The sequence below is a fragment of the Pseudomonas sp. BO3-4 genome, from assembly GCF_034044115.1.
GTDB classification, from domain to species: Bacteria; Pseudomonadota; Gammaproteobacteria; order Pseudomonadales; family Pseudomonadaceae; genus Aquipseudomonas; species Aquipseudomonas alloputida.
On the sequence record NZ_CP139018.1, the window covers coordinates 83,758 to 105,164 of the forward strand.

18 protein-coding genes are annotated in these 21,407 nt (G+C 61.7%); 9 read left to right on the forward strand and 9 right to left on the reverse strand.

The features are described 5' to 3' along the window. Positions 1–21 precede the first annotated feature (21 nt). From REH59_RS00420 to REH59_RS00430, 3 genes are all read left to right on the forward strand, one after another. Entirely contained in the window at positions 22–1,959 is a 1,938-nt protein-coding gene (locus tag REH59_RS00420) for a GGDEF domain-containing protein (protein ID WP_014861524.1), read from the forward strand. A gap of 77 nt (positions 1,960–2,036) precedes the next feature. Then, positions 2,037–2,825, forward strand: coding sequence for an N-acetylmuramoyl-L-alanine amidase (locus REH59_RS00425; protein WP_014861523.1), 789 nt, complete (start codon positions 2,037–2,039; stop codon positions 2,823–2,825). A gap of 199 nt (positions 2,826–3,024) precedes the next feature. After that, positions 3,025–4,623, forward strand: coding sequence for an EAL domain-containing protein (locus REH59_RS00430; protein WP_014861522.1), 1,599 nt, complete (start codon positions 3,025–3,027; stop codon positions 4,621–4,623). 14 nt (positions 4,624–4,637) lie between these two features. On the opposite strand, the gene REH59_RS00435 is transcribed toward REH59_RS00430, so the two are convergent. Both REH59_RS00435 and algB read right to left on the reverse strand, forming a co-directional pair. Further along, a complete protein-coding gene (locus tag REH59_RS00435) occupies positions 4,638–6,419 on the reverse strand; it encodes a KinB sensor domain-containing domain (RefSeq protein WP_011953156.1) in 1,782 nt (593 codons plus the stop codon). Continuing rightward, complete coding sequence (gene algB, locus REH59_RS00440) at positions 6,416–7,762, reverse strand: sigma-54-dependent response regulator transcription factor AlgB (RefSeq protein WP_014589262.1); 1,347 nt, start codon at positions 7,760–7,762, stop codon at positions 6,416–6,418. The genes REH59_RS00435 and algB overlap by 4 nt, the downstream gene beginning before the upstream one ends. A 210-nt stretch (positions 7,763–7,972) precedes the next feature. Between algB and REH59_RS00445 the strand changes: the two genes are divergently transcribed. The 6 genes from REH59_RS00445 (at position 7,973) to REH59_RS00470 (ending at position 13,384) form a co-directional block, all read left to right on the forward strand. Further along, positions 7,973–8,794, forward strand: coding sequence for a BON domain-containing protein (locus REH59_RS00445; RefSeq protein ID WP_011953157.1), 822 nt, complete (start codon positions 7,973–7,975; stop codon positions 8,792–8,794). Positions 8,795–8,966: 172 nt separating this feature from the next. After that, complete coding sequence (locus tag REH59_RS00450; RefSeq protein ID WP_003252968.1) at positions 8,967–9,257, forward strand: hypothetical protein; 291 nt, start codon at positions 8,967–8,969, stop codon at positions 9,255–9,257. 43 nt (positions 9,258–9,300) lie between these two features. Further along, complete coding sequence (locus tag REH59_RS00455; RefSeq protein WP_003252966.1) at positions 9,301–9,462, forward strand: DUF1328 domain-containing protein; 162 nt, start codon at positions 9,301–9,303, stop codon at positions 9,460–9,462. 2 nt (positions 9,463–9,464) lie between these two features. After that, positions 9,465–9,935 (forward strand): inhibitor of vertebrate lysozyme family protein, encoded by a 471-nt coding sequence (locus tag REH59_RS00460; RefSeq protein WP_014861521.1) that lies wholly within the window; start codon positions 9,465–9,467, stop codon positions 9,933–9,935. 743 nt (positions 9,936–10,678) lie between these two features. Continuing rightward, positions 10,679–12,007, forward strand: a complete 1,329-nt coding sequence (gltP, locus tag REH59_RS00465) for a glutamate/aspartate:proton symporter GltP (RefSeq protein ID WP_128573840.1) — start codon at positions 10,679–10,681, stop codon at positions 12,005–12,007. Between the two features lie 147 nt (positions 12,008–12,154). Continuing rightward, complete coding sequence (locus tag REH59_RS00470) at positions 12,155–13,384, forward strand: nucleoside recognition domain-containing protein (RefSeq protein WP_003252955.1); 1,230 nt, start codon at positions 12,155–12,157, stop codon at positions 13,382–13,384. On the opposite strand, the gene REH59_RS00475 is transcribed toward REH59_RS00470, so the two are convergent. The 7 genes from REH59_RS00475 to REH59_RS00505 form a co-directional block, all read right to left on the reverse strand. Further along, on the reverse strand, positions 13,366–14,001 hold the full coding sequence (locus tag REH59_RS00475; RefSeq protein WP_014859214.1) for an ABC-type transport auxiliary lipoprotein family protein: 636 nt from the start codon (positions 13,999–14,001) through the stop codon (positions 13,366–13,368). The genes REH59_RS00470 and REH59_RS00475 overlap by 19 nt on opposite strands. Further along, on the reverse strand, positions 13,998–14,936 hold the full coding sequence (locus tag REH59_RS00480) for an MlaD family protein (protein ID WP_014754976.1): 939 nt from the start codon (positions 14,934–14,936) through the stop codon (positions 13,998–14,000). Before REH59_RS00480 ends, REH59_RS00475 begins: the two co-directional genes overlap by 4 nt. 3 nt (positions 14,937–14,939) lie before the next feature. Continuing rightward, a complete protein-coding gene (locus REH59_RS00485) occupies positions 14,940–15,731 on the reverse strand; it encodes an ABC transporter ATP-binding protein (RefSeq protein ID WP_003252949.1) in 792 nt (263 codons plus the stop codon). Beyond that, positions 15,728–16,861 (reverse strand): ABC transporter permease, encoded by a 1,134-nt coding sequence (locus REH59_RS00490; protein WP_011953163.1) that lies wholly within the window; start codon positions 16,859–16,861, stop codon positions 15,728–15,730. The genes REH59_RS00485 and REH59_RS00490 overlap by 4 nt, the downstream gene beginning before the upstream one ends. Positions 16,862–17,062: 201 nt before the next feature. Beyond that, positions 17,063–18,088: a DUF5924 family protein gene (locus tag REH59_RS00495; RefSeq protein ID WP_003252945.1), complete on the reverse strand. Its 1,026-nt coding sequence runs from the start codon at positions 18,086–18,088 to the stop codon at positions 17,063–17,065. Positions 18,089–18,181: 93 nt separating this feature from the next. Continuing rightward, a complete protein-coding gene (locus REH59_RS00500; protein WP_003252943.1) occupies positions 18,182–19,588 on the reverse strand; it encodes a M16 family metallopeptidase in 1,407 nt (468 codons plus the stop codon). 30 nt (positions 19,589–19,618) lie between these two features. Next, positions 19,619–21,277, reverse strand: a complete 1,659-nt coding sequence (locus REH59_RS00505; protein WP_003252941.1) for a Na/Pi cotransporter family protein — start codon at positions 21,275–21,277, stop codon at positions 19,619–19,621. Positions 21,278–21,407 lie beyond the last annotated feature (130 nt).

Genomic DNA, 21,407 nt, shown 5'->3' on the forward strand with positions numbered 1-21,407 from the left:
TCACCGTTTGCGGACCCGGGCATGACTGAAGACGCTGAGCGCTGGAAAGAAAAATACCTTAAAAGCATCGAGCAGCAAGAAAAGCTCGAACGCCGTTGGGATGCCCGTCTTGACCTGCTGCGTCGAGGCCTGGTGCGCAGCACCCTGGCTGCTGAAGGCAGTGACAAGGTGGTAGACGAGTGCATGAAGGAAATGCGCGATGTCATTCGCAGCGACAACATGGACGCCGGCCTCGCCGGCTTGATTCCGCGCCTTGAGAAAGCGGTACTGGATTCCGAACAGCGTCGCGAAACCCGCATGAACCAAGTCAGCGATGCGCTGACCGCACTGGTTGGCCAACTGCAAGGCCTGCCCCTGCCCAGTGATATCTCGCGGCCATTGAAAAAACTGGCGAAGAAGCTCGACGGCGGGGTTGCCCAGTCACGCGAGCTGCCGCCGCTGTTGGGCGAGTTGAGCGGCTTGCAGGGGCGCGCGCTGTCGGCCCTTGGCAAGCCGGGTGAAGAAGCCCGACCCGGGTTTCTGCAGCGGTTGTTCGGAAGCCGCGAGGAAGATGCACAGGCAGGAGCAGAGCTTGCGCCGGTGGCGTTGCCTGCTGCCGAGGTTGTGCCCCAGGCAGCCGGCAGTGGCGAGCCCTCGCGGCCCGATGACGTCGATGCGCTACAACCGTTGCCGGCCCCTGCTGCTCCGACTGCCGAGGTGGCCGAAGCGCCCGAGCTTGAGCTGGAGGCATTTGGCCCAGCGCTGATCGAAACGGCCGAAATGGCGCCAGCCCCGTTGCCAAGGGACAAGGCGCTATTGCCGGAAGCTGCAGTTTCCGCCAGCGAGCCATTGGCTGAGGCAGAACCCTTACAAGCCCTTGAAGAAACCTTCGGTGAAGACGGCCCCTATGCCCTGCCCTACGCAGTGGAGCCGCCTTACAGCCAGGTTGCCGCGCACATCGAGCAGACCCTGATCGGTCTGCTCGATGACCTTAGCCTGCCCGAGCGCCACAAGGCTCAGGCGTTGGAAATGCGCGAGCGGGTTGCTCGCGGCTTGAACTGGTATGAGCTGATCCCGGTGCTGGATGACTTGGCAGTCCTCATGCTGGCGATCACCGACAGCGGCCAGCACGAATTCGAAACCTACCTGCAGCAGCTCAATGAACGCCTGGAAGGTTTCCAGAGCCACCTGCACGAGGCCAGCGCCGGTCACGCGGACAACAGCACCGCTGCCCGCGAGCTGGATAGCCAGCTGCGTGAGCACGTCGACGGCCTGCAAAGCAGCGTGCAAGGTGCCGCCGATGTAGACAGCCTCAAGCACATTCTGGAAAACCGCCTGGAAGGCTTGCTGCTGACCATGGACGAGCACAAGCACGAGCGTGATCGCCGCGAGCAGGAACTGGCCGGTCGCCTGCAAGGCTTGTCGGAGCGGGTGGCGAGCATGGAGCATGAGGCGCTTGGCTATCGCGAACACCTGGAAGAACAGCGCCAGAAAGCGCTGCTGGACCCGCTCACCGGCCTGCCCAACCGTGCGGCCTGGAGCGAGCAAGTCGAACGCGAAATGCTTGACTGGCAGGAAAACGGCGGTCATCTGGCGATGGCGATTCTTGACCTGGACCATTTCAAACGCATCAACGACAACTATGGTCATCTGGCTGGGGACAAGGTCCTCAAGATCGTGGCCGACCAGTTGCGCAAGCGTCTGCGGGGCCGGGATTTCATCGCCCGTTTTGGCGGCGAGGAATTCGTCTTGCTGTTGCCGCAGACTACGCCCGCAGTCGCTGCGCAGATGGCCGAGGTGTTGCGCGCCACAGTCGAGGCCTGCCCATTCCACTTCAAGGGTGAGCGGGTAGTGATCACCACCTCCATCGGCCTGGGTGCATTCCGTTCTGGCGAACGCAGCGATCAGGTGCTCAAACGAGCCGATGCAGCGCTGTACCGGGCAAAGGAGCAGGGGCGTAATCGCGTCGAGCAAGGCTAGCCAGCCGCCGTTTCCTCGGCAGGCACAGCGCAGGTGAGCACGTTATACTGTAGCGCTCATACGCTGAGGCCACTGACGTGCTTTCCACGCTTAAAAAAACCTTGATTTCCTTTTTGCTGTTGTCTGTCGCCGGTTGCTCGACGGGCCTGCGCATCGACCGCAGTCACCCTTCGGTCAATCAGGACAACCGCATCCAGTTCGTTGTCCTGCATTACACCAATGCTTCGCTGGAGCGCTCCCTGGCGCTGCTTACCCAGGGTGAAGTCAGCAGCCATTACCTGATCGGCGATGGCCCGGCAACGGTGTATCAGCTGGTGGATGAAAACCGTCGTGCCTGGCATGCCGGTGATAGCCAGTGGCAGGGGCGCACCTGGCTGAACTCCTCGTCCATTGGTATCGAGATCGTCAACCCGGGCTTTACCGACACCCCGAACGGCCGGGTCTGGCACCCTTACAGCGAGGCGCAGATCCAGTCGCTGATCGCGCTGCTCAAGGACATTGTCAAACGCAACAACATCGAACCACGCCATATCATCGGCCACAGTGACATCGCCCCGCTGCGCAAGCTGGACCCGGGGCCATTGTTCCCGTGGAAGCGCCTGGCCGATGCCGGGCTGGGTATCTGGCCGGATGCTAACGCCGTGGCACGGCAGCAAGCCTACTTCAGCGTCAACCCGCCAAGCGTTGGCTGGTACCAGCAGGAGCTGGCACGGTTTGGCTATCAGATCGAGCAGACCGGCGTGCTGGATGTCGCCACACGTCATGTGATTGCCGCCTTCCAGATGCGCTTCCGCCCGCAGCGCTTCGACGGCATGCCGGATGCACAGACAGCAGCGATGCTGCAGGTACTTAACCGCATGCGTTGAGTCGTGGCGGGCGAGGTACTTGTTGCAGCAGCCTTGCGCTACGAAGAGGCGGGTTTGGTCGACGCGGTTTATTAACGTTCTCATCGCAGCCACAAGGCTGCCTCTACAAAGAGCGTGGGTGGATTGCAGCGAAGCGCCAAACGGTGAGGGTGATTATTGATTCCGTTGCTATACCTTGGTTATCAACTGGATGCCTTCGATGTCAGCCTTCATTGCCTTGCTGCGCCAAATTTTTTACCGCCCCTGGATGCTGGCCACTTTGGCAGCGCTGGCCAGCGCCGCGGTGTTGCTCTCTGCCAGCATTGGCATTGCCCTGCAACAAATGAAGCAAAGCGAAAGCGAACAGATGAATGCCCAGGGCGAGCGTTTTCTGGACCGGCTCGAACAGGTGTTCGGCCAGTTGCGCGAAGGGGTAGACCTGCTGCAGGCCCAACCCTTGCGCGGCTGCAGCCCGGCGATGCTGGCAGCTCTGCAACAGGTTGGCCTGAGCTCGCGGTTCATCTATGAAGCGGCTTATGTAGATGGCAATGTTGCCTGCTCCAACCGCGGTGATGAGCGAGCGTTCGTTCCCTTGCGGGCGCCAGATATCCAGGGGCCGACGTACAGCTACTGGCTTAACACAACCACCGAGCCGAACGAGAACCTGGCAGCACTGATGCTGGGCCGGGGCAAGTTTCTGGTGTCCACCTCCCGTGGGCATTTGACCGATGTGGTGGACCTGCCCCCGGGCGGCAGCCTGGTCGTGGTGCTGGATAACGGCGCCCGGGCCATTCCGGTGCTTGGCCCGCCACAGGTATGGCCTCCGCCCTCGGCCTGGTCGACCAGCCACAAGTCGCTGCTGGAACTCAGTGATCGGCTGATCTACCGAATGCCGACCAAGTCGCCGGATTACCAGTTGGTGCTGATTGCCCCGAGGGCCAGTCTGCCGCTGAGGATGAACGGCATGCTCTGGTTGCTGTTCCCCGGCAGCGTGCTGGCGGCCTGCTGCATTGGTTGGTTGGTACTGCAGTTGATTCTGCAACGGCGGTCGATGAGCTCAGAGTTGCAAAATGCCTTGCGTCGAGGAGAGCTGCAGGTGCTCTACCAACCCATCATCGAGCTCGACAGCCGGCGCTGTGTGGGCGCCGAGGCCTTGGTGCGCTGGCGCCGCCCGGACGGCACCCTGACCAGCCCGGACCTGTTCATTCCGCTGGCGGAGAATACCGGGCAGATTCGCCAGATCACCGACTTTGTCCTGCAGCGTGTGCTTGAACAGCTTGGCCAGCTATTGCGCTCGCACCCCAAGTTATACATATCGATAAACCTGGCGGCCTGCGATGTGATGGTGCCACGTATTGGCCGGGTGGCGGCGCGTTTGTTGGCTTTGCATCGAGTGGCGCCCAGCCAGATTGCCTTCGAGGTGACCGAGCGCGGCCTGATCGACGTGGTGGTCGCCCGTGACAATCTGCAGGCGCTACGCGCCGTGGGGCACCAGGTGCTGATCGACGACTTTGGTACCGGTTATTGCAGCCTGGCCTACCTGCAAACCCTGCCAGTGGACTGCCTGAAGATCGACAAGGCATTCATCGACGCTCTGGGCCACGATGCCGCCAGTAGCGGCGTGGCCCCGCATATCATCCGCATGGCCCATGACTTGCACTTGCGGGTAATTGCCGAAGGTATCGAGTTCGAGGACCAGGCAGTGCTGCTGAACAGCGAGGGGGTCAATTATGGCCAGGGCTGGTTGTTCGCCCGCCCGCTGAACGCCCGGCAGTTTGCCGAGTTGGTGACTCGCGGGCACCTGCCGCGGCGGGTGTAGGCGCGTTTAAGCAATCAGACCGGCAACGCCATGTAGAACTGTGTCCCCTGCCCCGGCCGGGAAAACACGCCCATACGCCCTCCGTGCAGCTGCACAATCTCCTTGCACAGCGCGAGCCCCAGCCCAGCACCGCCTTTCTTGCGACCTACCTGCACGAAAGGCTCGAAGATGCGCGCTTGCTGCCCATAGGAAATGCCCTCTCCATTGTCCTCGACGCTGATGATCACCCGTTCCGCATGCCGTCGGGCATGCAGGCGAATGCGCCCACCGTTGGCGGTATGGCGGATGGCGTTGTGCAGCAGGTTGTCCAGCACTCGATCCAACTGGGCGACGTCGGCCTGGATGCGCGGTAGCGGCGGGTCCAGTTCTTTGATCAACTCGATCTGCTTGTGCGCAGCGTGTTCGGCAAAGCGCAATTGCGCATGCTCCAGCAGGTCGTCGATGGCACAGGGGGCCAGCTCGAGCTTTTGCAAACCGCTCTGATAACGGGAGAAGTTGAGCAGGTCGTTGATCAGTTGGGTCAGACGCTGCATTTCTTCGCCGATGGTTTCCAGCAGGTCGTTCTCGCGGGCTTCGGGCGGGAACTTGACCCGCTCGCGCAGCAGGCCGAAGGCCATGTGCATGCCGGTCACCGGGGTGCGCAGTTCATGGGAGGCGCGCAGCACGAATTCGCTGCGCACTCGCTCGAAGGCCCTTTGCTCGGTTACATCGTGCAGCACCATCACTGCGCCGAGGATTGGCCCCTGCGGGTGGCTGACCGGGGTCAGGCTGTAGGTGAGCAGACGTGATTCGTCATCGACCTCCATGTTCAGGTCGTCCGGTGGGCGGTCGAGGCTGCCCCCGCGCAGAACCTGGCGCAGTTGTTGCTCAAGCTCGGGTCGCTGCAGGGCTTCGACCAGGCTGCTGCCCACGCGGCTATCGTTCCAGCCCAGCTGGCGCTGCGCCACCGGGTTGAGGTGCTCGAGGCGGCCCTGGCGGTCGATGATCAGCAGGCCGTCGTCGATGCTGTCGAGTACGGCCTGTAAACGCTGCTGGCCGGCCAGCAGCTCGTCGACGTTGGTGGCCTGGTGCTTGCGCAAGGCATCGGCCATCAGACCAAAACGGCGGGTCAGCTGGTTAAGCTCGGCGGCCTGGGTAACCGGCAACGTAACGTCGAAATTGCCCTTGCCTAGCTGGTCGGCCGCCTTGGCCAAGGCTTCGATCGGCTGGCCGAAACGCCGGGCGATGTTGTGCGCGGTGATAAAGCCCAGTACCAACACCACCAACCCCATCAGGCCGAGTACACCACTGACCAGCAAGGCGCGGTCACGGGTGCGCTCCTCGCTACGGGTAATCAGGTCCAATGCCTGCTTGTGAGAATCGATGAGGTCGGTGCGCACCTGATTGAACGCGGCCCCAAGCGGCTGATCGGCACCCATGCTGCGAGCGGGTGTGGCGCTGTCGCGATAGGTCTGGAGGAAGGCCTGGTAGTTGCTGCTGGCCTTGCTGAAACCGGTGCGCTCACCGCCTTGCTCCAGCCCTTGGTTGAGCAGGTCCTGGAAGTTTTCCTGCAGCAGCCGCAGGCTTTCCGGGGCGGTATCTTCATCGAGAATCAGCATCAGCTGTTCGCCCAGGTTCTGGCGCAACTTCAGCCCCACTTCCAGGACATGGGTGGTATCGCGCACCAGTTGCTGTTGCACTGTAGCCATCTGCAGCATGCTGACCAGACCCAGCAGCAGCCCCAGCAATGCCACCGTGACGAGCGTCGAGATGCTGAGGAAAAGCCGCGTACGCAGCTTCATGGGCGGCCATTTCATAGGTTGTACTGCTTGCGCTTGCGGTACAGGGTAGAAGCATCGATGCCCAAGGTCTTGGCGGCTTGATCAAGGGTATCGCTGGCGGCCAGTACGGCACCGATATGAGCACGCTCCAGCTCATCCAGGCTAAGCGCGGCACCTACGCGCGGGGCATTGCCGGCGGGTTGTTCACCCATGCCCAGGTGGCTGATTTCCACTCTTTCCTGCGGGCAGATGATGCTGGCCCGTTCCACTACGTTGCGCAGTTCGCGAATGTTGCCAGGCCAGCGGTAGTTGAGCAGGGCGGTGCGCGCCTCGTCACTGAAACCGCGGGCGGGGCGGGAGTATTCCTTGACGAAGCGGGCAAGGAAGCGGTCGGCCAGGATGAGGATGTCTTCACTGCGCTCGCGCAGCGGGGGCAGGTGCAGGGTAATCACGTTCAAGCGATACAGCAGGTCTTCGCGAAAGCGGCTTTCGCGCACCATCTCTTCAAGGTTGAGGTTGGTGGCAGCCAGGATACGCACATCGGCACGTCGGGTAACCGGGTCGCCGACGCGTTCATATTCCTTGTCCTGGATGAAACGCAACAGTTTGGGCTGCAAGGTCAGCGGGAAATCGCCGATCTCGTCGAGGAATAGCGTGCCCCCGTCAGCCTGGCTGACCCGCCCGAGGGTGCTTTCGCTGGCGCCGGTGAAGGCGCCGCGGGTATGGCCGAATAGCTCGCTTTCCATCAGCTCGGCGTTAAGCGACGGGCAGTTGATGGTCACGCAGGCTTTGCGTGCACGCTTGCTCCAACCATGGATGGCCCGTGCCAGCTCGCCCTTGCCGGTACCCGATTCGCCAAGGATGAGGATGTTGGCGTCAGTGATGGCGACTTGGCGGGCGGTTTCAAGCACCGCCATCATGGCCGGGCTATGGGAGTCGAGGCCGTCCTTGGGTTTGCGTATTTCGCCTTCCAGCGCTTCCAGGCGTGCAGAAAGCTGGCGCACCTCCAGTTGCTTGGCAGTGGCCAGGCGCAACTGGTCGGGGCTGCATGGCTTGACCAAGTAGTCGGCAGCGCCGGCCTGGATGGCATCTACTGCGGTGTCGATCGCCGAGTGCGCGGTGACGATCACCACCCGCATCCACGGGGCCTGGATACGCATCTGTGCCAGCACGTCGAGGCCGTTGTCTTCACCCAGGCGCAAATCGAGGAAGCATAGGTCGAACACCTGGCGCTGCAGTAGGGTTTCGGCCTGGGCGGCGCTGTTGGCCGTAGCCACGCTGTAGCCCTCGTCTTCCAGGCAGTAGCGGAACGTGCGCAGGATCGCGGACTCGTCATCCACCAGTAGAATGCGGCCTTGGTTGTCCTGGGCTGATTCCATTTCCTGTGCTCCTTAGGGAAAGATCTTTATTTAGTGTGGGAAAAATCGGGCAAGTTGCATGGTCAATTCTGAAGGATTCTGTCCTTTGCATGCTAGCCAGTGGCCGAACGATGTCTACAAGCCGTGATTCTTCAATGATTTGCTTAGAGACACGCGCTGGCACATTGGTTGCGATGTTTTTCAGATTTTGCCCACGAAGGAGGCACTGCCATGCCCTTTTCCCTGCGTACAGCCGTTTTGGCCGCCACCCTGCTACCCATGTTTACCCCGGCATTCGCCGACCCTGTGCAGGACGCGCGCCTGGAAGGCGCCCTGCAAACCGCTTTGTCACTGAACCGCATGCTTGATTCATTTCGTATCAAGGTTGAAGTGGACGGCAAGCAGGCGCGGCTTTCCGGTGAGGTGGAGAACGAGGTCGAGCGGCAGCTGGCCGAGGACGTGGCCCGCGCTACCCGGGGCATCGAACAGGTGGAGAACCTGCTGCAGGTCAATACCCAACTGGTGGAGCGTCCACTGGAGTTGCGTGCCTACGCCCAGCGCCTGGAGGATGTGACCCTGGCGGCGGTGATCCGTGCTCGGCTGTTGTGGAGCCGTACCACCGAAAAGGCCCCTATAGAAGTACAAAGCAGTGAAGGTGTGGTGACGTTGCGTGGCAAGGTCGACAGTGCCGAAGCCAAGGAGTTGGCGGGCGTGGTAGCGCGTACCACCGACGGCGTGTACCTGGTCAACAACCTGGTCAGCCTCGATACCGCTGCCATGGCCAAAGCGCGGGAAACACCAGCGGGTGCGCCAACCGGGCCGCAGCCAAGCGACAGCTGGATCGTCGACAAGATCCAGAGCAGCTATCGCTTCAGTCGCAACCTCGATGGCCTGAACCTGAAGGTGGCCAGCGAAGCAGGCATGGTGCGGCTCTCGGGCGAAGTGGTTAGCGCGGAGCAGAAAACCATCGCCGTGGAGATCGCCCGGCAGATCATCGGCGTACGGGGCGTGGATGCTGACCTGCTGAAGGTGGCGACCAAGGTTGAAGGCTGATCGTGCAATTCGCACGACCGTACAGGCGCCATCGTGCAGGATACGTCCTCATGATGCATTCGTGTATTGGTTAAATCATTGATTTATAACGATTTTATTTAAATCAAAAGGCTGGCATGCAGGCTGCAATTACCTGTTCAGGTTGAACAAAAATTACAGCAGGAGAGCCAGCATGAACCGCCAATCCGTCAACCGCTCGCAGAGCGCCGCACTGCCTTTGCGCCAGATGCTGACACTCGGCATGGCGATGCTGCTGACCTTGGCCGCTGGCCTCTTCTATTACAGCTTGCAGACGGCGCGTCTGGCTGAGCAGGTGGCAGCTCAGACTGCCCTGTTGACGCAGATTCAGGCAACCCGTGCCAACACCTTGGTCAAGGCCGCTGACTGGCAGCCAGCTGGCCAGGCCATTGCCTCACCGGCCACTGTGGAAAAAGTTGTTCCCCAGGAACGCTGGGTTTTCTGACCAGGCGGCCGGATCGATTCCGCAAAAAGAAAGGAGAACTACCATGCTGAGTTGGGCTATCACTTTCCTCATCATCGCCATTGTCGCCGCCGTATTGGGCTTCGGTGGTATCGCGGGCGCTGCTACAGGTATCGCCAAGATCCTGTTCATTGTCTTCCTGGTGTTGTTTGTAGCCTCCTTCTTCTTTGGACGCGGACGAGGTTGAAGATGAGCAGGAAGCTTCGTTCAGCCGTGGTCGCCGCCCTGTTGCTGGGCGGCAGCGCGGCGGCCATGGCGGCCAATGACGGCCAGGTTCGGGTCGACCAACTGCTCGGCTCGGACCCGGAGTACCGGGAAACCTGGCAGGACACCCTCGAAGGCGAGGAACGCCTGCCCGATTGGGTGGTCAATCTGACCGGCAGTGCCCAGCAGCAGATGTCTGCCGTTACGGAAGACGGCGACAAGTACCTGGTCGGCCCGCTGTGCGAAAAACAGGACAATTGCACCTACAAGCGGCTGATCGTGGCGTTCAGTTGGGATAAGGATGATGCCTACGGGATGCTCGTCGAGGTGCCCGAAGGTTTGCCGAGCGACAAGTCGCCTACCCGTCATGCGCAGTACCGCTGGCTGGGCGAACCTGACGACGGCATGAAGGCAATGCTGCAGGAGCAGCTCAAGCGTGACCCGAACTGGTACTGAGCATTGTTGCCGGTACGGATGAAAGGTCACTCACTGTCACGTAATAGAAGCTGAAGCTTTCTATAGTTCAGCCTTCTATGATGCGCCGCCCCGAGGAGGGGTAGCACATGACCAAGGGGTCGGGCTGCTCTGATTGTTTCAGGATCGGAGTGGCCTAGGGGTACAGGGAGTGCCTCCAGTAATGGGCCGGGTCAGGAAAGGCGGAATCGGAAGTCTCAGGTCGGCGGCGTCACAGGGATGCCTTGCCAGACCTGACTTCCGAGGAGCCATGTAGGAAACGTCGCTTCCCTTGCGCGTTTTTTCCCCTGGGACACATTTTGTCTCGACCGTACATCAAATTTTTTTCGACCTTCTTGGTGCTGCTACAAGTGGCATTTACGCCATTCGGATTGTCGAACAGGCCATCTTTCATGTCCTACCTGTCCCGCCAAATCTGCCGAAATATGGCGGTTTGGTCTTGTTCGGGATTCCGAATGTTATAAATCAAGCACTTGCGAAGCTGCCGGCTAGGTCGAAAACAGTATGCATAAACGGCATGGGCTATGCGTTTCAGGCATTAGCTTTCGCCCCTTGCCGTCGCAATAGTTGCCGCCTTTTTCGCTGGCCAGAGCGCCCGGTCGCTCGCCTGCGGTGTCCTTACATGACGTCGCCTGACGGAACCCTTACTGCCCGTGACCTTGCCTATGGCGCTGTTACGCGTGTTTCCGCCAGGTGCCATGACCACTAAAACAAAGGGTAAAGACATGAAGAAGGCAAAACTGAGCCTCGCCTGGCAGATCGTCATCGGTCTGGTCCTGGGTGTTGCAATCGGCGCGCTACTGAATCATTTCAGTGCAGAAAAGGCATGGTGGATCAGCAACGTCCTTCAGCCCGCTGGTGACATCTTCATCCGCCTGATCAAGATGATCGTCGTCCCGATCGTGATTTCGTCGCTGATCGTGGGTATCGCCGGTGTTGGCGACGCGAAGAAACTGGGCAGCATCGGCCTGAAGACCATCATCTACTTCGAAGTGGTGACCACGATCGCCATCGTCGTAGGCCTGGTGCTGGCCAACTTGTTCCATCCAGGTGCCGGCATCGACATGAGCACCCTGGGCACTGTGGATATCTCCAAGTACCAGGCGACAGCGGCCGAAGTGCAGCATGAGCACGCGTTCATCGAAACCCTGCTCAACCTGATTCCGTCGAACATCTTCGCAGCGCTGATGCGTGGCGAAATGCTGCCGATCATCTTCTTCTCGGTGATGTTCGGCCTGGGTCTGTCGAGCCTGCAGGCAGAGCTGCGTGACCCGCTGGTGCGTACCTTCCAGGCTGTTTCGGAGACCATGTTCAAGGTCACCCACATGATCATGAACTACGCCCCGATCGGCGTGTTCGCCCTGATTGCGGTGACCGTGGCCAACTTCGGTTTCAGCTCGCTGCTGCCGCTGGCCAAGCTGGTTGTGCTGGTGTACTTCGCCATCGCCTTCTTCGCCTTCATGGTACTGGGCCTGGTTGCCCGCCTGTTCGGCTTCTCGGTGATCAAGATCATGCGCATCATGAAAGATGAGCTGATCCTGGCCTACTCCACCTCCAGTTCGGAAACCGTGCTGCCGCGGGTGATCGAGAAGATGGAGAAGTACGGCGCGCCGAAGTCGATCTGCTCGTTCGTGGTACCGACCGGCTATTCGTTCAACCTCGACGGTTCGACCCTGTACCAGAGCATCGCGGCGATCTTCATTGCCCAGTTGTACGGTATCGACCTGTCGTGGAGCCAGCAGCTGCTGCTGGTGCTGACCCTGATGGTCACTTCCAAAGGTATCGCGGGTGTGCCGGGCGTATCGTTCGTGGTACTGCTGGCCACCTTGGGCAGCGTGGGCATTCCGCTGGAAGGCCTGGCCTTCATCGCGGGCGTGGACCGCATCATGGACATGGCCCGTACTGCACTGAACGTTGTGGGCAACGCCTTGGCTGCATTGGTCATTGCTCGCTGGGAAGGCATGTACGACGCGGTCAAGGGCGAGCAGTACTACGCCTCGCTGCTGGCCGAGAAGCAGGAAGCTGCAGTGGTTGGCGAAACCGCCAAGCGCTGAGCCTGATGGCTGTTTGACCAAGAGCCCCGACTTGTCGGGGCTTTTTGTTATCTGCGAGATCTTGAGCCGCGCCTACAAAGGCTCGCGATCGCCAGTCACAGGCTGCGATACGCTATTATTCGGGCACTTTTCAGGGGGAACATACGGATGCTCAACGGCCTTTGGCTCGGCTTTTTCCTGGTGGCGGCGGTGTCCGCCATGGCCCAATGGCTGGTGGGTGGCAACGCAGGCATCTTCGCGGCAATGGTCGAAAGCATCTTCGCCATGGCCAAGCTTTCGGTCGAGGTGATGGTGCTGCTGTTCGGCACACTGACCCTGTGGCTGGGCTTTCTCAAGATCGCCGAAAAGGCCGGCATCGTCGAATGGTTGGCCAGGGTGCTGGGCCCGTTGTTCGCCCGCCTGATGCCGGAGGTGCCGCCCGGCCACCCGGCCCTGGGCCTGATTACCATGAACTTCGCCGCCAACGGCCTGGGACTCGACAACGCCGCTACGCCGATTGGCCTGAAGGCCATGCGCGCGCTGCAGGAGCTGAACCCCGGCAGTACCACCGCGAGCAACGCGCAGATCCTGTTCCTGGTGCTCAACGCCTCTTCGCTGACCCTGCTGCCGGTAACCGTCTTCATGTACCGGGCGCAGCAAGGCGCACCAGACCCGACCATGGTGTTTCTGCCAATCCTGCTAGCGACCAGCGTCTCGACCCTGGTAGGCCTGCTGTCGGTGGCAGTGATGCAGCGTTTGCGTCTGTGGGACCCGGTGGTGCTTGCCTACTTCATCCCCGGCGCTTTGCTGCTGGGAGGCTTCATGGCTTTTCTTGGCACCCTGTCGGCCGCCGCGCTGGCCAGCCTGTCGTCGCTCATGGGCAACCTCACGCTGTTTGGCGTGATCATGCTGTTCCTGGTGGTGGGCGCCCTGAAACGGGTGAAGGTGTATGAAGCCTTTGTCGAAGGCGCCACGGAAGGCTTCGATGTGGCCAAGAGCCTGCTGCCCTACCTGGTGGCGATGCTGGTGGCGGTGGGTGTGCTGCGCGCCTCTGGTGCCCTGGAGCTGGCCCTGGACGGTATCCGCCATGCGGTGAACTGGATGGGCCTGGACACGCGCTTCGTCGAGGGCTTGCCCACCGCGCTGGTCAAGCCGTTCTCTGGCAGCGCAGCGCGGGCAATGCTGATCGAGACCATGCAGACCCAAGGCGTGGACAGTTTCCCTGCCTTGGTGGCAGCGACGATTCAGGGCAGCACCGAAACCACCTTCTACGTACTGGCCGTGTACTTTGGTGCCGTGGGCATCCAGCGCGTGCGCCATGCGGTCGGTTGCGCACTGCTGGCCGAGTTTTCAGGGGTGGTCGCGGCGATCTTCGTCTGCTACTGGTTCTTCGCCTGAACCTTCAGCTGTGCCTGGTTGGCCTGGGCAATGGTCCAGCTCACCACCTGCCCCACCAGCTGGTCGCTGGCCAGACCAAAGCCGGCGACTACCGCTGACACTTGCTTGTCGGCAAGCGGCTGGCGAATCTCGAAGCGCTTGCTGGCCTGGATGCGCTGGTCGCGCCCCTTAACCAGACGCGCATCGTAGCGGATCACCACCTCCACCGCCCCGCCCGGGCGGTACTCACTCTGAAACGCCTGCAGCTCGCCAGCCAGCTCGTAGTCGGCTTGCAGGTTACTGTCGTCAGCGCTCAGGCGCTGCACCTGGCCGTCACGCTGGAATCCATCAAGCAGGCGGTTGCGCAGCAGCACCGGAGCCGCATCGCTCCAGCGTGCGCCCTTGTAACTGCTTATCACATCGCCTTGGGGAATGACGGCAATGCGCGGCCCGGCCAACACTTCACTGGCCAGCGGCTTGTTCAGGCGCAATGACCACTCCAGCGGCGGGGCTGTGCGGCTGGGCTGGTTTACCGGCAGGCGATAAAGGTCCACAGGTTCGCTCTTCGGCAGGATCGAGCAGGCACTGACCAGGCTCATCGAGACCGTCAGGGTCAGCAGGCGCAGCGACAGATTCATGGCTGGAACTCCTTGTTGTTGTCGCGGCCAAGCAGGTAGCCGCTCGGGTCGGCCTCCAGTTGCCGGGAAATGCCTTTGAGCGCGTTAAGGGTTTCGCGCAGTTCACGAATGGCCGGGGCGAGCTGGTTCAGGCTCTGGGCGCCGTCACCGATAGCCTCGCTGTTGTTCTTGAGCAGGCTATTGATGGTTGCCGTGCTTTGGGCCAGTGACTGCATGGCCTGTTCGGCGCTACCGATCGCCTGTTTGCCTTCGCTACCCAGCAGGCCGTTGGCATTGCGCATCAGCGCCTGGGTTTCGGCCAGGGTGGCGCTGGCCTGATTACCCACCTTTACCAGCTGTTCGATGGCCTCGGCGATGCTGCCGTGCTGGCCGGCAAAGGCGCCGGTGGTCTTGTCGAGGTTGGCCAGCGTGTTGCTGAGGTGGCCTATGTTGTCCTCAGAGAACATCTGGTTGGCGTTATGGAGCAGCATGTTGATGTTGGTCACCAGGTCGCTGCTGTCGTTGAGCAGGCGCGAGATTGGCGATGGCGAAGCGATGATCACCGGCAGCTTGCCATCCTTGCCTTTAAGCTCGGGGCTTTGCGGCGTGCCGCCACTGAGCTGGATGAATGAGTTGCCGGTGACGCCGGCCAGGGTCAGCTTGGCCTGGGTGTCTTCCTTCACCGGGGTATCGGCGCTCAGGCGCACCCGTGCCAATACCCGGCGCGGGTCTTTCGGGTCCAGACGCAGGGTCGACACGTCGCCCACCTTGATGCCGTTGTACTGCACCGTGCTGCCTCGGGAAAGGCCAGACACGGCTTCGTTGAACACTACTTCGTAATCCTTGAAGGCGTCGTCGACACTGGACTTGGCCAGCCACAGGCCGAACAGCATGGCCCCGGCCACCACCAGAACGGTGACCAGGCCGATGAGGACGTGATGGGCTCGGGTTTCCATTGCTCAGCGCTCCTGCCCGGCACGGGTGGCAGCCTGTTCGGCGGCGCGCCCGCGAGGGCCGTGAAAGTATTCTTGGATCCAGGTGTCGTTGGTCTTCTCGACCTCGGCCAGCGGGCCGGCCACCAGGACTTTCTTTTGCGACAGCACCGCGATGCGGTCGGTGATGGTGTACAGGGTGTCGAGGTCGTGGGTGATCAGGAACACCGACAGCCCCAGAGCATCGCGCAGGGTAAGGATCAACTGGTCAAATGCCGCGGCACCGATCGGGTCCAGGCCAGCCGTGGGTTCGTCGAGGAACAGGATGTCCGGGTCCAGGGCCAGGGCGCGGGCCAGCGCTGCGCGCTTGATCATGCCCCCCGACAACGAGGCCGGGTACTTGTCGGCAGCCGAGATCGGCAACCCGGCAAGGGCCAATTTCACCCCGGCCAAGTGCTCGGCATCATTGCGCGACAGCCCGGCGTGCTCGATCAGCGGCAAGGCCACGTTTTCGGTCACCGTCAGCGAAGAGAACAGCGCCCCCTTCTGGAACAGCACGCCAAAGCGCCGCTCGACCAGTGAACGCTGTTCTTCGCGCAGGCCGGTCAGGTCCTGGCCGAACACCTTGATCTGCCCTTCATTGGGCCGGCGCAGGCCAATGATGCTGCGCAGAAGCACTGACTTGCCGCTGCCTGAGCCGCCTACCACGGCGAGGATTTCGCCGCGGTACAGGTCAAGGTCAAGGTTTTCATGCACCACCTGGCGGCCGAAGCGGTTGCAGATGCCGCGGGCTTCGATTACGCAATCCTGGCCACTCACCAGCCCATCTCCATGAAGAACAGCGCTGCCACCGCATCCAGCACGATGACCACAAAAATCGACTGCACCACTGCCGAGGTGGTGTGTGCCCCCACCGACTCGGCGCTGCCGCTGACCTTGAAGCCTTCCAGGCAGCCGATGGCGGCGATCAGGAAGGCGAAGAACGGTGCCTTGGCCAGGCCTACCAGGAAGTGCTGCACGCCAATGTCGCTTTGCAGCAGCGACAGGAACATGGCCGGCGAAATATCCAGCGTCAGGGCGCATACCACCGCACCGCCAACGATGCCGCAGATCATCGCGACAAAGGTGAGCAACGGTAGCGAAATCAGCAGGGCCAGTACCCGCGGCACCACCAGCAGTTCCATGGGGTTGAGGCCCAGCGTGCGGATGGCGTCAATTTCTTCGTTGGCCTTCATCGAGCCGATCTGCGCGGTGAACGCGCTGGCAGTGCGGCCGGCCATGAGAATGGCGGTCAGCAGCACGGCGAACTCGCGCAGGAACGAGAACGCTACCAGGTCGACGGTGAAAATGGTCGCGCCGAAGTCGGCCAGCACCGTGGCGCCGAGAAAAGCGACTACGGCGCCCACTAGAAAGGTCAGCAACGCAACGATGGGCGCGGCATCCAGGCCGGTCTGTTCAATGTGTGCCACCACAGGAGTGAAGCGCCAGCGATGTGGCTGGAAGGCGCGGCGCAGCAGGGTTTCTAGAATCACACCAACGAAACCAAGCAGTTGCATGCTGTCCTGCCACAGCGTGCCGACGGCGCAGCCGATGCGCTCCAGCAGCAACAACAGCACATTGCGCTCGGGCTCCTTGACCGGGATGCAGTAATCCTGGACCGAACAGTAGACATTCTTCAGCAGCGCCTGGCTGGCTTCAGGCAGCGCGTGGGTGCAGCGCGACAGGCGCTCGGAGCCTAGCAGTTCGGCCAGCAGCGAAGCACCGGCGGTGTCCAGGCGGCCCAGCTGGCTGAGGTCGGCGATCGTGTTGGCAGCGCACTGCGTGCGCAGGCGCTCGCTCTCGCGCTTGAGGTTGGCGTAGTGTGCCAGGGTCCAGTCACCGGTAATACGCAGGCAGGCCGGTTGGCAGCTGGTGTCCAGGGTGGCGCTAGGGGTGGTCATAGGCTCCATGCAATTGACTCGGCGCTAAGGCTTAGGGGCTGATCATAGCGCAGGGGGCATGGGCTGTTTGGTGATTATGTGCTGTGTGTGCGCTTGGCAGCAGTGCCTTGGCGCAGGCTTGTGCTGCGAAGAGCTCGTAAGCGCACACGGAAGTGGTGTGCTGTACCGGCCCTTTCGCAGCACAAGGCTGCTCATGCGCAAGGCAGGGGGTCAACTACCCGCGGGTGCATCATTGACCACCTTGAAGCGCAGCACGCCAATCACTTGCCCATCCTCGGTCAGCACCCTCACCTGCCACTTGCCTACCGGATTGGGTGGGAAGTTCTGCTTGTGGGTCCAGGCCCGATAGCCTTCCTTGCGCCCGCCGTGGATGTCCAGGGCAATGCGGTCGACCTCTTGGCCGTCCTTCTGCCACACGTGGTAGATCCGCTCGTTCAGGCCGCGTGGCGCGTTGATGGCGGTGTAGGCATACAGGCCACTGCTGCGAATGCGGCTGGCGGCAATTTCGTCCAGCGAGTCGCCCGGTTGGCGGTTCATGACTTCGGTACTCACCGCCACCTCGGTCATCCACAGGGTTGCCGGCGGTACCCAGGAGCGCAGCAGCCAGCCACCGGCACCGACCGACAGGGTAACCAGCACCAGAGCCACGGCGCGGCGCCAGTTGTTGATCGGGAAGCTGCTGGCCAGGCTGGGGAATGACAGGGCCATGGCTGCGATCAGGGCCAGCTTGAAGCTTTGTGCGGTGGTCAGGTGCAGGATGATCGGTAGCGCGGTCAGCAGAGCGGCAAACAACGTCAGGGTATGCAGCGCCAGGAACAGCCAGCGCCGTGGTGCCAGCCACTTGTAGTACAGCGGGTCGGTGATCGAAACCAGGCCGGCGGCGCCGAGCAAGCCGGTGAAGACCAGCTGACCGCTGTTCCAGGTGGTGGTGATGAAAAAGAACGGCAGCACGAAGAACAGCGTTTCCTGGTGGATCATCTGCGTTGCATAGCGCAGCAGCGGCTGAGGGATCTCGCGGTTGAACGTGCGCGCGAACAGCCCGGTGAGGGTGTTCTCCAGCATCAGCCAGACCCAGCTGACCAGCATGAGCACGGCGACCCAGCTGGCCAGGCCAGCCTGGCGGTCGACCAGGATGAAGCTGCCGATACCGGAGAGGAAACCGCCGAGCGCAATGATGCCGGGGTAGCGCTTGAGGAGTTCGATGACGCGCTGGACGATATGGGGGATTTGGGGCATTGGGGGCTACAACAGAAAAGTGAGGTGGCTGTGCCAGCCTCTTCGCGGGCAAGCCTGCGAAAGGGTCGGTACTGGCAAAAGGATACCGCCGATTTACCGCTGCCGTGTAGCACCACTGGGCCGTTCAGGCCCATGCCGCCGCCAGCGCAACAGCCCCGCCGCCAGGCACAGCCCCGCAAGCAAGGCCATCAGCCCGTAAAGCTCGTCATAGCCTAGTAACGGCTTTTCTATGCGCACATAGCCATCTTCCTTGAGCAGATCCTTCAGTGCCTCGTTGGCCTGTTCCAGGCTGACCTGGCGCAGCTTGCGCACCGGGCTGGCAAAGCGCCCGTCGGTATAGTCGTTCAGCGCCCCCCAGTAGTAGTCGGCCAAGGCGCTGTTGCCTTGGGTGCTCCAGCTTTCCTTGGCGATGCTGGCTTCCTTGATGCGGGCGAAGGTGTCCGGGTCCAGGCCTTCCTTGCGCAGGTGGTCGAACAGGGCCTGCATCACCTTGACAGCCTTGTCGATGTCATCGCGCTCAAGGTCCGCATTGAGGCTGAGCAGGCCGGTGTCGCCAAAGCTTTCACGTTGCACGGAGGGGCCGTAGGACAGCCCGTTGCGCAGACGTAGCTGGTCGTACAGCGCCCAGTCCAGGTAGCGCGAAAGCAGGTCGAGGGTGGCTTGATGGTCGTTGTCCAGCACCGGCTCGATGAACAGCCAGTGCAATTTGACGCTATCACCCAGCCAGCCGCGGGTCAGGTTGCGACGCTGTTCGGCCTGTTGGCTGATGCTTTCAAGGTTGCGGCGCTCTTCGGGTTCAGTGGCGGGCAGTTCGCCGAACGACCGCTCCAGATAAGCCGGAAGCAGGCGATCGAGGCCTCCGACCATGATCAGGGTCATGTTGTTGGCCGCGTACCAGCGGTCACGCAACGCCTGAACTTGCTCCAAGGTCATGTCGTCGAGGTTGGAGCGCTCCGGGCATTTCAGACCCAGCTCGGTGGCCAGCTGGTCGTTGGCGGGGTGGCCGATATCCTGGCGGTCGAGCCAGCGCTGCAGGTGGCCATAGTGGCCGCCATCCTCGCGCTCTATGATGCGCTTGGCGGTGGTCAAGGCCTTGGCGTCGATGGTGGTATCGCGGATGACTGCCAACAGCAGGTCGAGGACCTTGCGCTGGTTGCGCGCCGGGGCCTCGATGACAAAGGTGGTGTCGGCACTGCTGGTATAGGCGTTCCACTCGCCGCCGAGCGCTTGCAGGCGCTCTTCCAGCCCGCCTTCGCCTGTTTCGTCGATGCCACTGAACAACAGGTGCTCAAGCAGGTGTGGCAGCTCTTTCTGCTCGCAGTCGAAATCATCCAGGCCCACGCCGACCACTAGACGAATCGCCACATGGTCCCGTTCGTAGCCGTTTTTCAGGATGACCTGCAGACCATTAGGCAACAGGTAGCCTTCAACCCGCGAGCGGTCGAGGGCGAACGAGGGCAGGCTGCAGATCAGCAGGCAAACGAACATCAGGCAACGCATGGGCGAGCGAGGGTCCTCAGCTAGGAGAAATCACGGCTGGCGGGCTTCATCGGGCACACTGTCGAGCATCAGCCCTCCGGTGTCCGAGCCGCCCAGTACCACATAGGCACTGCTACAGAACAAAGAGTTCAACCGCTTCATGTCGGCGATCAGTTCCAAGTGTAGCGAACTGGTCTCGATACTTTGCACGACCTTGCGCTGCAGGCGGCTGACATGGGCGTGTGCGAGGCGCCGCTCCTGGGCACGGAACCGGCGTTTTTCCCGCAGCAGCAAGCGGGCGCTTTCCGGGTCGGCACTGAGGAACACCGACAGGCCCAGGCGCAGATTGGCCAGCAATTGCTCCTGCAGGCCGGTCAGCTCTTCCAGGCCTACCTGGGAAAATTCCCGACGCTGGCTGGTTTTCTGCTGCTGGACCTTGCGCAGCATGCGTTCGATCAGGTCACAGGCGAGTTTGAGGTTAATTGCCAGCTCGATGATTTCGGCCCAGCGGCGGTTGTCCTGTTCGCTGAGGTCTTCCCGTGACATCTGCGCCAGGTACAGCTTGATTGCACTGTACAGGGCTTCGGCGTCTTCGCCCAAGGCGCGAACTTGCTGTGGCAAGGCGGTCTGGGTGCCACGCAGGGCTCCAAGCATGGCTTCGAGCAGGCTGTCGACGATATCCCCCAGGCGCAAAGTCTCGCGGGCGGCGTTGGCCAGGGCCAGGCTGGGCGTTTCCAGGGCCGAGGTGTCAAGGTGACGGGGGCGCACCTGACCATTGCCGATTTCCCGTTCAGGCAGCAGGGCGTTGCACAGCCGACCCATCGGTTTGACCGTGGGCAGCATGATCAGACAACGCAGCGTGTTGTAGAGCAGGTGAAAGCCGATGACCAGCTCCTGAGGGCTGAAACTCAGCGAGTCCATCCATGCCACCAGCGGGTGCAGCACAGGGATGATCAGCACCAGGCCGATCAGCTTGTACAGCAGGCTGCCCAAGGCCACCCGACGCCCGGCGGCGTTCTGCATGCTGGTACTGATGAAGGCCAGCAGCCCGCTGCCGATGTTGGCGCCGACCACCAGCCCGATGGCTACCGGCAAGCTGATCAGTTCGGCGCCGGCCAGTGTCGCTGTGAGCAGAACGGCGGCCAGGCTGGAATAGGAAATCATGGCGAACATTGCCCCGACCAGAGCGTCGAGCATGATGTCGCCGGTCAGTGAGGCAAACAGCACTTTCACGCCCTGGGCATGGGTGATCGGCGCAGCTGCCTGCACGATAAGCTCAAGTGCCAGGATGATCAGGCCAAGCCCGATGCCTACTCGGCCCAGTTGGCCGGCCCGTGTCTGCTTGCGCGAAAGAAAGAAGATCACGCCAAGGAAGATCAGCAGCGGCGACAGCCAGGACAGGTCGAAGGTCAGTACCCGGGCCATCAGTGCGGTGCCCACGTCGGCACCCAGCATGATCGCCAAGGCCGGGGTCATGGCCATCAGGCCTTGGCCGACGAAAGAGGTGACCAGCATGGCCGTGGCGTTACTGCTTTGAACCATGGCCGTGACCAGAATACCGGCGATGAATGCCAGCGGGCGCTTGTCCATGTTCTGGCTGATGATGCGTCGCAGGTTCGAGCCGAATACCCGAAGGATGCCGGTACGCACAATGTGGGTACCCCAGACCAGAAGCGTCACGGCCGAGAGCAGGTTGAGCAGGGTCAGCATGGCGAAGGCCCCCTGTTGCATAGGCCCATCGGGCCAAGAAAAGAAACGTGAGCGTTTGAAGAATTTTCGGTGCTCACTCAAAGCTTTAGCTGTTTTGCCAAGCTGTCGCCAGCTTCGCATGGCAGTCATT